We start from the raw sequence: 14,846 nt of genomic DNA, 5'->3' as shown, positions 1-14,846 counted from the left end.
GGCGACAAAACAAGTCTTTCTAACTAAAAAATTTTAAGGGGGAAGAAAAATGAAGGGGAAATGCGCGATTTGGTTTATTTTCATGCTGCTATGTATGTTATTTCTAGCAGCGTGTAGTGGTGATGGTGGAGCAAAAACGGACAAAGCAGAGGAGGAAAGTGGTGGTGCAAGTGAAGAGGGTACTAAGGGCGAAAAAGAGGCAACGGCTAACGAAGAGCAGGTATTAGTATTTGGCCGTGGTGGTGATTCAGTTAGTTTAGATTTTGCGAGTGTTTCTGATGGGGAATCCTTGCGTGTTACAGAGAATATTTATGAAAGTTTACTCGATTATGATAAAGAATCGTTTGAGGTAGTTCCAGGCTTAGCGCATGACTGGGAAGTATCTGATGATGGTTTACGGTACACATTTTTTCTAGAAGAAGGCGTTACTTTCCATGATGGCACACCATTTAATGCGGAAGCTGTAAAGGTGAATTTCGAACGTTGGGCCGACCCTGAACATACGTATGCATTTGCGGATGAGGGATACGCTTATCCATTGTATGGCAGTATGTTTGGCGGGTATAAAGGGGATGACGCACATAATATTAAAGAAATAAATATAATGAATGATTATGAAGTGGAATTTGTTTTAAACGCACCTCAAGGACCTTTTTTACAAAATATGGCTATGTCCTATTTTGCAATGACTTCACCAACTGCTTTAGAAAAATATGGTTCTACTATTAATGAAAATCCTGTAGGGACAGGCCCGTTCAAATTTGTTAGCTGGAGTAAGAATGATCAGATCGTGCTAGAGAAAAATGCTAATTACCATAAAGAAGGATTACCCAAATTAGATCAAATTATTTTTGAAGTTATTCCAGAAAACTCAGCTAGGTTAATCGCGTTGCGTTCTGGAGAAGTGGATATTATTGATGGAATTAATCCAGATGATGCAGCTAGTATTGAGTCAGAAGAAGGGCTTGATTTATATGTGCGGGGTGAAAATAACATTGGCTTTTTAGGGATGAATGTAGAAAAAGAGCCGTTAAATGACAAATTAGTTCGCCAAGCGATCAATTATGCGGTAGATACAGATGCGATTGTCGAGGCGCTTTATGCAGGTTATGCAACGACAGCAGCGAATCTAATTCCACCAAATTATTTGGGGTATAATGATGAATTAGAGCCTTACGCGCATGATGTAGAGCAAGCGAAGGAATTATTAGCTGAAGCAGGCTATGGGGATGGATTTGAAATGGACTTATGGGTGATGCCTGTATCGCGACCATACATGCCAGATCCTGAAACAGTTGCTGAAATAGTCCAAAGCAATTTACAAGAGATTGGTATTACAACAAATATTGTCCGTGAAGAATGGGCTCCATATTTAGAAAAAACAGGTAAAGGGGAGCAGGATTTATATTTGCTTGGTTGGTCAGGCTCAAATGGTGATCCAGATTATTTCTTTGACAGTTTGCTACATGGAGATAGCATCGGCGGAGAAAATCGTTCTTTCTTTCAAAATGATGAAGTGGATAAATTAATTGATCAAGCTGGTGCAGAAATCGATCAAGATAAGCGGGCAGCATTGTATAAACAAGTGCAAACCATTCTTCATGAAGAAGTTCCAGGGGTAAATATTGTTCACTCAACACCGCTAGTTGCCGCTAAAAATAAAGTGAAAAACTTTATACCACATCCATCTACAAGTGACCCGCTAGAAGAAGTGGAAATAGCAACGGAATAAAGGAGTGTAAGTATCAAAGAGCATGACTAAAAGGTTACGTTGGTTTGCTAAATGATGAGCTCATGGATAGAAATTGAAACAATCTAAGCTTGATAAACATAAAATCCAGTCATTTTTCCGAATTTTTAAACTATAGAAGGTTCTTAAAGAACAGTTTGTATAGGAATCATAGAAGAGGTTGTTTTCGCACTTGGTGAAAAAGAAGCAATCAGATTGCTTTTTGAACAGTCGATAAGGTATGGATACATGATTTTTCACTATAGAAATGATGAAACGTTGAGGTGAATTATGAAGCAAAACGATGGTGTTTATTAAAAATAAGGTGTACCGCAACACACTCTCCCTTTAAAATCTAGGACAACAAAAAGTGAAGAGAGAGATAGCGGTACATCAATTCCGATATCTGCACTGGAGAAAAAGAACGGCTACATGATCTAAAAGATTCCCTTTATAGAAAAAGTTCAGTTTTTCTATTGGTACCAACATAGATTGGAATGGAGGTGAAAAGGTGACTGCATATATCATGCGCCGTTTACTGCATGTCATTCCAGTATTACTTGGAATGACAGTTATAACGTTTTCCATTGTACATTTAATACCTGGTAATCCAGCGCAAACAATTTTAGGGGAAGCAGCTACACAAGAAGCTGTAGAGAATTTAGAAGAAAATATGGGTTTAAATGAACCATATCTAACTCAGTATGGAATTTATGTTACCGATTTACTGAAAGGTGATTTAGGAACGTCTTTACGATCGAAAGCTGCAATTACGGAAGAAATTTGGCCGCATATTGCAGCGACATTTGAACTAACTTTCTTTGCCATGTTATTTGCTGTATGTATTGGTGTGAACGCAGGAATTATTAGTGCGTGGAAGCAAAATTCGTGGTTTGACTTATTAGCGATGCTTTTTGCGCTTGTCGGTGTCTCCATCCCTGTATTCTGGTTAGCGCTGATGGAGCAATGGGTGTTTGCCCAAGAACTTGGGTGGTTCCCTGCCTATGGGCGAGAAGATAGCAGAGATCCAATTGCAGCCATTACGCATTTTTACGTACTTGATGCCCTGATTCATTTAGACTTTTCAAGGGCATTAACGATCCTAAAGCATCTCGTACTACCGAGCATTGCATTAGGAACGATTCCAATGGCAATTATTGCGAGGATGACCCGCTCTAGTATGTTGGAAGTGATGCAATCTGATTATATTCGTACAGTCCGTGCTAAAGGATCAGGGCAGTTCCTTGTTATTTATAAACACGCTTTAAAAAATGCTACAATCCCCGTCCTGACAGTTATTGGTTTACAAACAGGCGTCCTTTTGGGGGGAGCTATATTAACGGAGACAATCTTCAGTTGGCCAGGAATTGGCAGGTATGTATACGAAGCAATCAATTATCGTGATTATCCCGTCATTCAATCGGGCATTTTAGTCATTGCCTTCCTCTTTGTCATTATTAATTTAATTGTCGACATTTTATACACGTTCATTGACCCGAGAGTCAAATATTAGGGGGTGATGGAATGGGTCCAGAAAGTGATAAAAAGCAAGATCAGCTACCGTTAACCAACCCTGTTACACTTTCTCCGCAATTCGAAGCTGATGATATGGAAGAAACGTCCCCGTGGAAAGATACAATGAAGCAATTGAGAAAGAATCGTTTTGCGATGGTTGGTTTTTCCATTATACTATTTTTTATTTTATTTGGGCTAGTAGCGCCGTTATTGACATCGTATTCTTATGAAGAACAAGCATTGGGCAACCGTCTGCAACCTCCGTCAAAAGAGCATTGGTTTGGTACGGATGATGTTGGAAGAGATATATTCACCCGGATTGCTTATGGTGCTCGGGTTTCGTTACAGGTGGGTTTTTTTGCTGTTACAGGAGCGCTTGTGTTTGGAACGTTATTAGGTATGGTCGCCGGCTATTTTGGACGGTGGGTCGATACAATTATTTCGCGCGTATTTGATATATTACTAGCCTTCCCTAGTATTTTATTAGCAATTGCCATCGTGGCTATTTTAGGAGCTTCTTTGCAAAAGGCCTTAATTGCTATTGCCATTATTAACATCCCCATTTTCGGTAGAATTGTTCGATCAAAAGTAATTAGTTTGCGAGAAGAGGAATTTATTATGGCTGCAAGAGCGCAAGGAATGAAGAGTGGGCGCATTATTTTCCATCATATTTTACCAAATAGTGCTGCACCAATTATTGTACAAGCTACATTAGGGTTTGGAACAGCTATATTAGACGCAGCGGCATTAGGATTCTTAGGATTAGGGGCGCAACCACCAACTCCGGAATGGGGAGCAATGTTGGCAGGGTCGCGGGATTTCATTCAACTTGCACCTTGGACATTAATTTTTCCCGGTGTTTCCATTATGTTGGTAGTGTTAGGCTTTAACCTTATCGGTGATGGGTTACGCGATGCGTTAGACCCTAAAATGAAAAGTATGTAAAGGAAGTTTAAAATTTATTCCCTTTGGGATATCGATGTAACGGAATAGCCCGTCCGGCTTAAGTGCAGCAACTAGGCGACTTTACGGAGTCGCCCTAAGCTAAGTCATCATCGGTTCGTGTGAAATAGGAAGATCCACTAAAAACGGCCTAGCCTGGGTGCGTCGGTAACCCCTGTTTTAATGGCATAATTCCTAAAACTTCAGTTGATGCGTTCCGGTCGCTACTTTGTTAAACGGGCCCCCTGCGCTTTTGTTCAACAGAGTGTTCTTTTCTCCTTATCTAACAATCTACACAATAATACAGGCTCGCTTCGAAAGATCCCGTACAGAAAGCGGTCGGATCTGGCCCCGTACACGTATAGGTGATGCTAGTAAGTGTATCGGCAGTTATAGCAACAGAAGATTGCGGTGGAATGAAGGGATGGTAGCAGATATCGCAATTCATTGGGATGATGATAAGAATCCTCATGCGCATGTGATGTTAACGATGCGTCCGTTTTTAGAAGATGGCAGCTGGGGAGCCAAGTTGAAAAAAGAATATATCTTAGATGAAGATGGAGAGTCTTTGTATACTGCGAGTGGCGCCAAGAAATCTCGGAAAATTGATATGAATGACTGGAATAAAAGAGAGAAAATACAGGAGTGGCGTCAGGCATGGGCACTCTATGCGAATCAGCATTTGGCACTTGCGGGTGTTGCTGTTGAAATTACAGAGAAGTCCCATGCAGCGTTAGGTTTGGAACAAGAGGGGCGTTCTTCAGATCGTGTGGAAATAAATCGGCAAGTGAAAGCACGTAATGATAAAGTTGTTTCTTTACTTGAAGTTGATGAGAAGCTGACGAATCTAGAAAATCATCAGCTGATTTTACAGGCGTTATCTCCAGCGGAAAAAAAGGAACTTTGCCAACTATCAAAAGTGTTAAAAATGTATGTGAAGCCGGAGTCATTGGCTGATAAAAGAAGGATGCTTTATTTATGGGATGTTAAGCTGCAGGCCCAAGTAGATCTCGGATTATTCAATGAGTCAAGTTATAAAGGATATCAGGCGCAAGAGGAAGCTTTCCAACTTGCTGAGGAGCTTTTTAATCGGAGGCAGACCGATTGACTGTGAAGTATTATCCAACCCTAGATACGAGTCAGTGGACGTCTTATGAGAAGCGAGAGCTAGTCAATGAAACGGCTCGCCTGGGTCGAACTTTAAATGAGTTGGAAATTAAGGAAACATTGTTACAGGCGCGTGAGGAAGAAGTGGTGGAACAAGTCCAGTCGATTTTAAAACAACCGATTCCAACTGTTATCGAAGCACAGGAGCGCTTATAAGCTGTGCAAACGCGAGCGGCAACCTTTTAGCAACAGCAGAGGGTATCGCTTCAGAAGAAAGCATCTATGGACCGTCTATTTCCTGCTGAAAAAGACAACTTTGAAAGTATGTTGAAGGAAATTAAAAGATTGCAGCTGGCGTTGCGTTTATTTGGAGCTTATTATGACGAGCGTATTCATTTACGGATGCCAAGTTTAGATCTATCGGATAAATCTCTAGTTCAGCGTGAGTGGTTGATGACGGCAATGGATTATTACGGTGAATCTTTCATAAAAGAACGATTAGCCAATTTTCCAAGTGAGCCACCGAAGAAATACAAGAAAGAGCAATTAGTAGCTGTGCCCGATTATGTACGAGCGAAACGAGCGTATGATCTAGCCGTTTTACGAGGAGAGCAGGTGTCCACACAGGAGTTGTTGCGTAAGTGAAGTTGTGATTTTTTATTTAGTATTTATAGGGTTTTTCTTTGGTATAACTCTTGTAGGTAGCCCAGAAAGTATTGATTATAATATACAAATGGTTATACTAAACTATATTTTTTGGTTTATAATATTAACGGTTACACAAGGATTAGGATGGGACATATCTAATGAAGCTAGTCAAGGTACTTTAGAACAGTTATACATAACTCCCTTTCCGTTTTGGCTAACGATTTTTTTAGAATCCTATCGACAATTATTATAAAAATAGTTACTATAACAATTTTGCTTTTTGCTGCAACGATCACCTCAAATCAATGGTTAAATCTTGATTTATTATCTATTGTACCAATAACTATAATTACCTTAATAGGTGTAATGGGTATTGGCTTTGTTATAGCAGGAATAGCAGGAATAACTTTAGTATTCAAACAAGTAGACCATATATTACAGCTTTTTCAATTTGTTATTATGGCCATGACTTTCATACCTATTACCATAGCACCTTTTCTAAAATATGTACCTTTTATGTTTGGTTTACAATTAATAAGAGATATAGGAATCTCTAATGTTTCAATTATAGATATTCCATTAAGTGATTTGATTTTTTTGATACTCAATTCTGCTATTTATTTAATGATAGGATTATATTTGTTTAAAAAATGTGAAAAAAATGCAAAACAAAAAGGATTATTTGGACACTATTAAAGGGAGATTATTATGAAAATTAAAATCATTCCACCAAAAGATATAAAAGAAGTCTCTATTTATCTCGAAAAAATGAATAGAAAAAGTAGAAGTCACATTGGATTTTGTGGAGAAAAAAATAAAGAAATATATGATACTTTAATGAATGATTTCTCTGACTTAAAATTAGAAGATTCTTTTTTAGTTGCATATGATCAAAAAAATATAGTTGGTGCGATTGGAATGGATGCTGATTTAGCCGGAGGTGAAGCTGATATATGGGGGCCATTTGTCACCGATGAGAATTTGGAAGTTGGTCAAGAATTATGGAACAAACTTCTTCTTAAAATACCTCAAGAGATAAACTCCTGTTCGTTTTTTATTAACAAAAATAACTTGTTTGCGAAAAAAATTGCAATGCAAAATAAAGCTCATTACTCTGGAACAGATTTGGTTCTTAATATTAAAAGAAGTATATTTAGCGAAGAAATCATTACAACTTCAAAGAAAATAGAAAAAGAATACTATGATTCATTCGTTAATTTGCATGATGAGATCTTTCCAAAGACATACTTCAATTCAGATTCTATATTAAATAGGCTGAAATAGCAACAATAACCTATTGGTTATAAAAGGAAATGAATCTGATATTAAAGGTTATGTGTATATAGAAGCAACTCCAGAGCATAAAGAAGGGAATATTGAGTACATTGCTGTATCTCCGGAATTTAGAGGTCAAGGGGTTGGGAAAACACTCATAATAGATGCTTTGAAGAAACTTTTCTCATATCCTAGTATAGATGAAATAACTATATGCGTTTCATGTAAGAATACAGCAGCAATAAGTTTATACAAATCCGTTGGGTTTCAAGAAAAATATGTTTTGGATAGTTATGATATATCGGAAATCAATAAATAAGATTTAAAATGTTCGAATATTGTTTGTTTTTTAAGTTTTTGGAAGTAATCTTTTTATATTAGTGGGGAGAAAAGAGTATCCAGAAATTCGCGATGAATCTTATCCAGAGAACATTAAAAATTGAGATAACTATGCAGGCTTACATGGTTAGATATGCAGATGGTTTTGTGTGCTGCTTCCAATATCAACAGGATGCTCAGGCATTCTACAGAGCGTTAAAACAGCGACTGAAGAAATTTAATCTGGAAATAGCTGAAAACAAATGTGATGCTATGGCGTAACCAAATAACTGAATGGGCCCCGTCCGGCTCCAGCGCCCAGCAACTAGGCGACTTCACGAATCGCCCTACGATAGGTCATTCGGTTCGTTCTTCTTAAAACTTTAGTTAATTTGTTGCACTTGCTACGTTGCTAACCGGGTGCTTGCACCTTTGTTATACGGTATCTTGTTTAACATGAAAGGTATGATCAACTGTTATCTCCAAGCTAACACCATGAGCCTCCCGATTCTTCAAAGATTTACATCTAATTACCAGTATTGTATGATCATACAGAGATAAACTATTGGAGTGAAGAAGATGTCACAAACAACGATACTAGTTGCAGATGATGAGAAGGAAATAGCTGATTTAATTTCTATTCATTTGAAAAAAGAAGGATATAATGTGATTACGGTAGCAGATGGTGTTGAAGCCATACATATGATACAAAAACAGGTTATTCACTTAGTGATTTTAGATATCATGATGCCGAATATGAATGGATATGAAGTAACGCAAAAGATACGAGAGAGTTACCAAATGCCGATTATTTTTGTCAGCGCAAAAACGTCTGATTTTGATAAAGTGAAGGGGCTTGTTATTGGTGCAGATGATTATATGACAAAACCATTTACACCAATGGAATTAGTTGCTCGAGTAAAGGCGCAATTAAGGCGATATACCGTGTTGAATGGCGCAAAAGAAGAAAGAAACAACGTCTTAGAATACGGTGAGCTATGTATCGATAAAGATAAGCGAATGGTAACTTTGTACGACAAAGAAGTTGACTTAACTCGGAAAGAATTCGATATTTTATTTCTACTGGCTAGCCATCCAAAAAAAGTATTTGATGTGGAAATGATCTTTCAACAAGTATGGGATGATTTGTACTTTGAAGGCGCAAATACGGTCATGGTACACATACGAACGTTAAGAAAAAAGCTGAAGGAAGACGAGCGTAAGGATAAGCGGATTAAAACCGTCTGGGGAGTGGGGTACAGCTTTCATGGATAAAAAGATGAAAAACTTCCGCTTTAAGATGGTCTTGTTGGTTGGAATAAGTATGTTGTTTGCAGGTCTAACAACATTGCTTCTCTTTCTAGGAGCGCGTTTTTACTATCACAACTACGTATTTGTAGGCGATCCATTAGCAAGTATTCGTAGTGTAATAAGGACAATAGGTGACTTTAATTTTTTTCTTTTGTTATTTATCCCGCTTTCGATTATGTTTTTCTTTTTGCTAACGAAGCGGTATTCGCTTTATTTTAAAGAAATATCCCATGGAATTCATGAACTTGCGAACGGTAATTTTACTCACCATGTACAAATAAACACGAATGATGAATTTCATCAAATTGCTACAGACATTAATGCTGCAACTAAAAAGTTGCAGGAAGCTGTTGAACGAGGTGATTTTGCTGAAAGTAGTAAGGATCAGTTAGTTGTCAATTTAGCTCATGATTTACGCACGCCGTTAACATCTGTTCTTGGGTATTTGGATTTGGTGCTCACGGATGAGCATGTAACAGATGCACAAAAAAGGCATTATTTGTCCATTGCTTTTAAGAAATCACAGCGTTTGGAAGGGCTAATTAATGAGTTATTCGATATAACGAAGATGAATTATGGCATGCTACAATTAAATAAAACAAAAATTAATCTTAGCGGACTAATTCAACAGTTGAACGAAGAATTTTATCCAATGTTTGAAAAGAACCACGTGCAGACACGATTGGATATGCAACCAAATTTAATGATGACAGCAGATGGTGAGAAACTCGCCAGAGTGTTTGAAAATCTGTTTACAAATGCCATTCGTTATGGCGCAGATGGCGAATTTATAGATGTTGTAGCTTTTGAAGATAAGAGAAACATCATGGTGCACGTTACCAATTACGGGGATCGTATTCCTGAAGATGTATTGCCACATCTTTTTGAAATGTTTTTTAAGCAAGATCAAGCAAGGTCTTACAAGGCTGATAGTACAGGGCTAGGATTATTTATTGCGAAAAACATTGTTGAACAACATGGCGGAAGTATTGATGTTGATAGTACCGTCATCCGAACAGTATTTAAAGTTCGCCTTCCGAAACAGTGAAATGATTTATAAATAAGTTTAAGAAAAATTTAAGGTTTAACCTCACAAATATTTAAGTTTTCCTTTCTATGCTTAAAAAGCAAGGGAGGAAATTAAAATGAAGAAAAGCACAAAGTTTTTGTTTATCATTATGATAGCTATTATTCTTGCTGTTTTATGGTTTGATAGAAATAATAGTTCAGTTATCTACCATGATCCAATAGAAGTAGAAGATGAAAACCCGTTAAAAATAGATGTAGCAGATGTTCATCAAGGAGAATTATTATTGGTGAACGAGGAGTATGGGATAAAAGAGAGTGCCAAAACGGACATTAAAAACCTATATGAAAATCAAGAAATAACAGGTGATTATGGTTTACTTACGACAGATATAGCGTTGTCCAAAGAGATTACTGCATATTTTAATGAAATGATAGAGGGCGCAAAAAAAGATGGCGTAAATAATTTTTTAATTAGCAGTGGCTATCGTTCATTTGAAGAACAAACAAAATTGTATCAAGAAAAGGGAAGAGATTATGCGTTGCCAGGGGGTTACAGCGAACATCAACTAGGCTTAGCACTGGATGTAGGTTCATCAGAAGGAACGATGGCAGAAGCGGCAGAAGGAAAATGGATTGCGGAAAATGCATGGCAGTATGGTTTTGTGTTACGCTATCCGCAAGCGAAAACGGACGTTACTGGCATCCAATATGAGCCATGGCATATACGTTATGTCGGAAAACCGCATAGTGTCATTATGCAAGATAAAAACTTTGTTTTAGAGGAATATTTAGCTTACTTAAGAGAAAAGGAACAAATTTCTGCGACAGTGGATGGAAAAGAGTATAATATTCGTTATTATGCAGTTTCCAAAGCGAAAAAGGTAAAGATACCAAAAGGTTATAACTATACGATTTCTGGGGATAACGTAGGCGGTGTTATTATTACGTTGTATAAATAAAGCAAGCAGAACGAATATTGTCTAATGCTTTTTACATTATATTTCGTTAAATTTACAAAAAATTAAGCAAAATTTTATAGTATATTCGCTTCCTCTATGTCATAGTATGGATGTGTTATCATCATCTACTAAAATGGAGGGTATGTATGGGGAACCAATTACGAAAGAAATTATGTTACATGGTATTCATTATTGCTTTGATATTTTCAAATCTAGTTCCAACATCGACTGCGATTGCAGCAGATAAAGGCGATGTGGAAGCAGAAGATTTGTTTATATCCGAGTATGTGGAAGGGCGTTCTTTTAATAAAGCCATTGAAATTTATAATGGTACAGGTGCTGACATGAATCTAGCAAACTATCAGTTGAATTTGTACAGTAATGGCAAAACAGAACCTACAAATACGGAAACCTTAAAAGGGATACTTAAAAATGGCGATGTGTTCGTACTCTCGCATAGAGATGCAGATGCTGCTGTTCAACAAGTAACGGATCTTACATCAGCAGTGGTTAACTTTAATGGAAACGACGCGATTGCGTTGGAAAAGAATGGCGAAATCATCGATGTTTTTGGTGAAATAGGGGATGATTCTGATTTTGCTAAAGACAAGACGTTCGTCAGAAATGCTAATGTGTCGTCACCAACTGCTACTTTTCGTATAGACCAATGGACGGATTATGGGAAAGATATATTTACTTATTTAGGAAGCCATACGATGGACGGGGAAGGCGAACAAGATCCAGGTGAACCAACGGACCCAGATCCTGATCCGGACCCAGATCCAGAGCCAGAAGTGAGCACGATTGCGGAAGCGAGACAGTTAGCGAATGGTTCAGAAGTTGTTGTGGAAGGGATTGTGACAGCTAATTCCGAAGCATTGAGCAATGGTAACCAGTTTAGTACATACATGCAGGATGAAACCGCTGGGGTTAATTTGTTTAACTTTGAACAAGGAGACTTACCTGAGGTACAAAAAGGAGATCGTGTGAAGGTAATAGGAACAACAGCATCCTATAAGGGGCTAAAAGAAGTTGTTCCAGCTTCGATTGAAGTACTTGAACAGGGTCAAACTTTGCCAGCCGTTCAACAAATCACATTAGAAGATTTACAAAATAAAGAGGTAGCCGAGTCTTATGAAGGCGAGCTCGTACGTGTCAATGGATATATTCCTTCCATTCCTAGCTCTCCAGCGGGTGGCGGCTATAATGTGTCATTTATTGATCAAGACTATAATGCTATTTTATTACGAATCATGGAAAATGCGGTAGATATTCGTCAAGTTGCTGAGAAACAGTGGTATGATGTTACGGGAATTGTTAGTCAATACAACGATTATCAGATTCTTCCAACGAAGCAAGCTGATGTACAAGTAGCGCAGCAACAGCCCGAGCCACCTTCAGCAGCTGGAGAATATGAAACAACGGTGGAAAAAATTACGGATGGCGATACGATCCGCATTGCTGATCCTGTCTTCGGTAGTGACCGTGTTCGGTTTGTTAATATGGATACGCCAGAGACCTATGCAGCAAAAAATAAAGCTCCAGAACGTCAGGAAATAAACGAAAATCAAAAGTATCATGGTGACGAAGCGACGAAGCATGTTCAAACCTATATTCAACCTGGGGATAAAATCACCGTCAAAGTCGGAGAACAACCGACAGATGATTACGGTCGTCTCCTTGCAGAGGTCATTACTGCTGATGGGGAAAATGTAAATTTGGAAATGGTTCGTGATGGCTATGCTGTCTCTTACTTTATTGCACCAATTGATGAAAAAGCATATCCAAAATATCAACAAGCGGTGAAAGAAGCAAAAGATCAAAGATTAGGTATTTGGGATGAAACGAATCCATTATTGGAATTACCGTTTGCTTTCCGCGCAAATGATGATCAAAAAGGCTTTTTACGTTATGTCGGTAATTCAGCTACAAAAGAATATGTAGAGCCAAATGATTGGGCAGACGTGCCGGTAGAAAAGCGCGTATTTTTCTCAAGTGCAGAAGAAGCAGAATCCTATGGGTATCAATCTGTTACAGGAAATCCATCCGAAGATAATCTGCTTGTACAATTTTTAAGCATGAATGATTTACATGGGAAAATTGATCAGCAATACAATTTAGATCCTGATGGGGACGGTGTTTTTGATACGTATGGGCGCATGGATTTTGTGGCATCAGCTTTAAAGGAAAGAGAGCAGGATAATCCGAATACGTTCATGGTACATGCTGGTGACATGATTGGTGGAAGTTCACCTGTTTCAGGGCTACTACAAGATGAGCCAACGGTGGAAATTTTAGAAGAAATTGGCTTTGATGTCGGTACAGTTGGAAATCATGAGTTTGACGAAGGTACGAAAGAATTTATGCGCATGGTAAATGGTGGAGAACACCCAGAAGGGAAAGGTACAGAAGGCTATGATGGAATGAATTTCCCGCAGCTTTGTGCAAATTGTGTGGATAAGGAGAGTGGCGAGACGATTTTACCACCATTTCATATGGAAGAAGTGGATGGTGAAAAAATCGGTTTTATCGGTGTGAACACACAAGCATCAGCTAGTATGGTCATGCCTGATGGAATTGCTGATATCCAATTTACGGATGAAGTGGCGGCTGTCAATGAAGCAGTAGCTGCATTACAGCAGCAAGGTGTCGAAGCAATTGCCGTATTAGCACATATTCCAGCTGATCAAGCAGGCGATGGGGCAACTGGAGAAGCTGCTGATCTAGCGAGAGAAATAAATGATGCCGTGGATATTATCTTTGCTGCGCATAATCACCAAGTCGTAGATGGTGTCGTGGATAATAAGCTTATTGTTCAAGCTTCCGAATATGGAAAAGCTTTTGCTGATGTAGATGTGGAAATTGATCGCACGACTGGTGATATTGTGAAAAAAGATGCGGAAGTTGTATTTGTAAAGCAAAGCGATTACGAAGCGGATCCGAATGTCAGTAAAATTTTAACAAAATATGAAAATCAAATTGCGCCGATGATGAATGAAGTGATTGGCTATAATGCAACAGATTTAACGGGTGATTACAGTAATGATGGTGATCACGGGTTGGGGAATCTGCTCGCAGATGGAATGAAGTCGGTTATGAATAGTGATTTTGCAATGATGAATGGTGGCGGCATTCGCGACGATTTATTAGCTGGAAAAGTAACGTGGGGAGACTTGTACAATATTCAGCCATTCGGTAATACACTAATGAAATTTGAAATTAAAGGAAAAGACTTAGTGCCAATTATTAATGCGCAACTGTCGAAAGAATACGGACCGGATTATAGCATTAGCGGTTTTCATTATACGTGGGACCCCGAGGCGAGCAAAGTAGTAAATGTTACGCATCCAGATGGAACGCCAATTGAGGAAGACAAAACGTTTACTTTAACGGTGAATAATTTTATGGGAACTTCAAAAGGGTCGAAATATCGTCCGATTAGTGACCTTGGCAAAAAGCCTGTCATGGGTCCGACTGATCTTGATGCAACAGTTGAATTTGTTAAAAGTTTAAACTCCACAGAGGATGACCCGTTTTTATATGCAGCGGAAGGAAGAATTTCCGTTGCAAAAGATGAAGAAGAACCGACAAAAAATCCAGGAACAGACAATGGCGATAACGGTGATGGAACAAATGTTGATGTTGGAAATGACGGTAACAACGCCAAGAAGCAAAAGAAGCATGATGGTGGGAACACGCTAGGGAAAGATAACTATGATGATAATGGAGATAATGACGGCAACAGCTCGATGAGTGACAACGGTAATGGCACGTTGACAGGAGGTACGAAACATACTGCATTAGGAACAGCAGGAAGTCAACATGATGATGGAAGTAAATTACCAAACACAGCAACTAATCTTTATAATCTGATATTCATTGGATTAGCGCTTTTGGGTGGCGGTGTAGCGTTGTATCTAAGAAAACGATATATAGCAAACAAAGCAAGTTGACTGTTTTGGAGAAAGGGTTAGAGATGTAAATAGATGAAATTTATGAAGAGTGGTTCCAAT

At 38.4% G+C, this 14,846-nt stretch carries 13 protein-coding genes and 1 pseudogene; 13 read left to right on the top strand and 1 reads right to left on the bottom strand.

Translation table 11 applies throughout. The features are described 5' to 3' along the window. Positions 1-49: 49 nt before the first annotated feature. From B2C77_RS17675 to B2C77_RS17665, 3 genes are all read left to right on the top strand, one after another. On the top strand, positions 50-1,732 hold the full coding sequence (locus tag B2C77_RS17675; RefSeq protein ID WP_077706243.1) for an ABC transporter substrate-binding protein: 1,683 nt from the start codon (positions 50-52) through the stop codon (positions 1,730-1,732). Positions 1,733-2,240: 508 nt separating this feature from the next. Next, positions 2,241-3,242 (top strand): ABC transporter permease, encoded by a 1,002-nt coding sequence (locus B2C77_RS17670; RefSeq protein WP_077706242.1) that lies wholly within the window; start codon positions 2,241-2,243, stop codon positions 3,240-3,242. Positions 3,243-3,337: 95 nt separating this feature from the next. Further along, positions 3,338-4,189, top strand: a complete 852-nt coding sequence (locus B2C77_RS17665) for an ABC transporter permease (RefSeq protein ID WP_254844054.1) — start codon at positions 3,338-3,340, stop codon at positions 4,187-4,189. Positions 4,190-4,469: 280 nt separating this feature from the next. Here B2C77_RS17665 and B2C77_RS22560 read toward each other — a convergent pair whose 3' ends face one another. After that, positions 4,470-4,634: an S-Ena type endospore appendage gene (locus tag B2C77_RS22560; RefSeq protein WP_367946649.1), complete on the bottom strand. Its 165-nt coding sequence runs from the start codon at positions 4,632-4,634 to the stop codon at positions 4,470-4,472. Here B2C77_RS22560 and B2C77_RS17660 point away from each other — a divergent pair. The 10 genes and pseudogenes from B2C77_RS17660 to B2C77_RS17605 all read left to right on the top strand — a co-directional run bounded on the left by B2C77_RS17660 (position 4,611) and on the right by B2C77_RS17605 (position 14,786). After that, positions 4,611-5,509 (top strand): annotated as a pseudogene (locus tag B2C77_RS17660) (MobA/MobL family protein). The gene B2C77_RS22560 and the pseudogene B2C77_RS17660 sit on opposite strands and share 24 nt — an antisense overlap. A 66-nt stretch (positions 5,510-5,575) precedes the next feature. Next, on the top strand, positions 5,576-5,938 hold the full coding sequence (locus B2C77_RS17650) for a hypothetical protein (protein WP_077706238.1): 363 nt from the start codon (positions 5,576-5,578) through the stop codon (positions 5,936-5,938). A 213-nt stretch (positions 5,939-6,151) separates the two neighbouring features. Next, on the top strand, positions 6,152-6,637 hold the full coding sequence (locus B2C77_RS17640) for a hypothetical protein (RefSeq protein ID WP_141130759.1): 486 nt from the start codon (positions 6,152-6,154) through the stop codon (positions 6,635-6,637). A 12-nt stretch (positions 6,638-6,649) separates the two neighbouring features. Then, positions 6,650-7,225: a hypothetical protein gene (locus B2C77_RS17635; protein WP_077706235.1), complete on the top strand. Its 576-nt coding sequence runs from the start codon at positions 6,650-6,652 to the stop codon at positions 7,223-7,225. Positions 7,226-7,238: 13 nt separating this feature from the next. Beyond that, entirely contained in the window at positions 7,239-7,535 is a 297-nt protein-coding gene (locus B2C77_RS17630) for a GNAT family N-acetyltransferase (RefSeq protein WP_077706234.1), read from the top strand. A gap of 92 nt (positions 7,536-7,627) precedes the next feature. Then, positions 7,628-7,816 carry a reverse transcriptase domain-containing protein gene (locus B2C77_RS17625; protein WP_077706233.1) on the top strand — a complete coding sequence of 63 codons (189 nt, stop codon included), beginning with the start codon at positions 7,628-7,630 and terminating at the stop codon, positions 7,814-7,816. A 297-nt stretch (positions 7,817-8,113) separates the two neighbouring features. Then, complete coding sequence (locus tag B2C77_RS17620) at positions 8,114-8,809, top strand: response regulator transcription factor (RefSeq protein WP_077706232.1); 696 nt, start codon at positions 8,114-8,116, stop codon at positions 8,807-8,809. Then, a complete protein-coding gene (locus B2C77_RS17615; protein WP_077706231.1) occupies positions 8,802-9,893 on the top strand; it encodes a sensor histidine kinase in 1,092 nt (363 codons plus the stop codon). The genes B2C77_RS17620 and B2C77_RS17615 overlap by 8 nt, the downstream gene beginning before the upstream one ends. 97 nt (positions 9,894-9,990) lie before the next feature. Next, positions 9,991-10,833: a M15 family metallopeptidase gene (locus B2C77_RS17610; RefSeq protein WP_077706230.1), complete on the top strand. Its 843-nt coding sequence runs from the start codon at positions 9,991-9,993 to the stop codon at positions 10,831-10,833. Positions 10,834-10,979: 146 nt separating this feature from the next. Further along, positions 10,980-14,786 (top strand): 5'-nucleotidase C-terminal domain-containing protein, encoded by a 3,807-nt coding sequence (locus B2C77_RS17605; RefSeq protein WP_077706229.1) that lies wholly within the window; start codon positions 10,980-10,982, stop codon positions 14,784-14,786. Positions 14,787-14,846: the final 60 nt, after the last annotated feature.

The organism is Virgibacillus dokdonensis (genome assembly GCF_900166595.1).
Lineage (GTDB): Bacteria > Bacillota > Bacilli > Bacillales > Amphibacillaceae > Virgibacillus > Virgibacillus dokdonensis.
The sequence above is the reverse complement of the archived record's forward strand: the minus strand, read 5'-3'. Positions and strand labels throughout refer to the sequence as shown.

Excerpts from the sequence above, each read along its gene's own strand:
- B2C77_RS17675 (WP_077706243.1), top strand. The coding sequence starts at position 50 with ATGAAGGGGAAATGCGCGATTTGGTTTATTTTCATGCTGCTATGTATG.
- B2C77_RS17665 (WP_254844054.1), top strand. The coding sequence starts at position 3,338 with ATGGAAGAAACGTCCCCGTGGAAAGATACAATGAAGCAATTGAGAAAG.
- B2C77_RS22560 (WP_367946649.1), bottom strand. The coding sequence starts at position 4,634 with ATGAATTGCGATATCTGCTACCATCCCTTCATTCCACCGCAATCTTCT.
- B2C77_RS17650 (WP_077706238.1), top strand. The coding sequence starts at position 5,576 with ATGGACCGTCTATTTCCTGCTGAAAAAGACAACTTTGAAAGTATGTTG.
- B2C77_RS17635 (WP_077706235.1), top strand. The coding sequence starts at position 6,650 with ATGAAAATTAAAATCATTCCACCAAAAGATATAAAAGAAGTCTCTATT.
- B2C77_RS17625 (WP_077706233.1), top strand. The coding sequence starts at position 7,628 with ATGAATCTTATCCAGAGAACATTAAAAATTGAGATAACTATGCAGGCT.
- B2C77_RS17620 (WP_077706232.1), top strand. The coding sequence starts at position 8,114 with ATGTCACAAACAACGATACTAGTTGCAGATGATGAGAAGGAAATAGCT.
- B2C77_RS17615 (WP_077706231.1), top strand. The coding sequence starts at position 8,802 with ATGGATAAAAAGATGAAAAACTTCCGCTTTAAGATGGTCTTGTTGGTT.
- B2C77_RS17610 (WP_077706230.1), top strand. The coding sequence starts at position 9,991 with ATGAAGAAAAGCACAAAGTTTTTGTTTATCATTATGATAGCTATTATT.
- B2C77_RS17605 (WP_077706229.1), top strand. The coding sequence starts at position 10,980 with ATGGGGAACCAATTACGAAAGAAATTATGTTACATGGTATTCATTATT.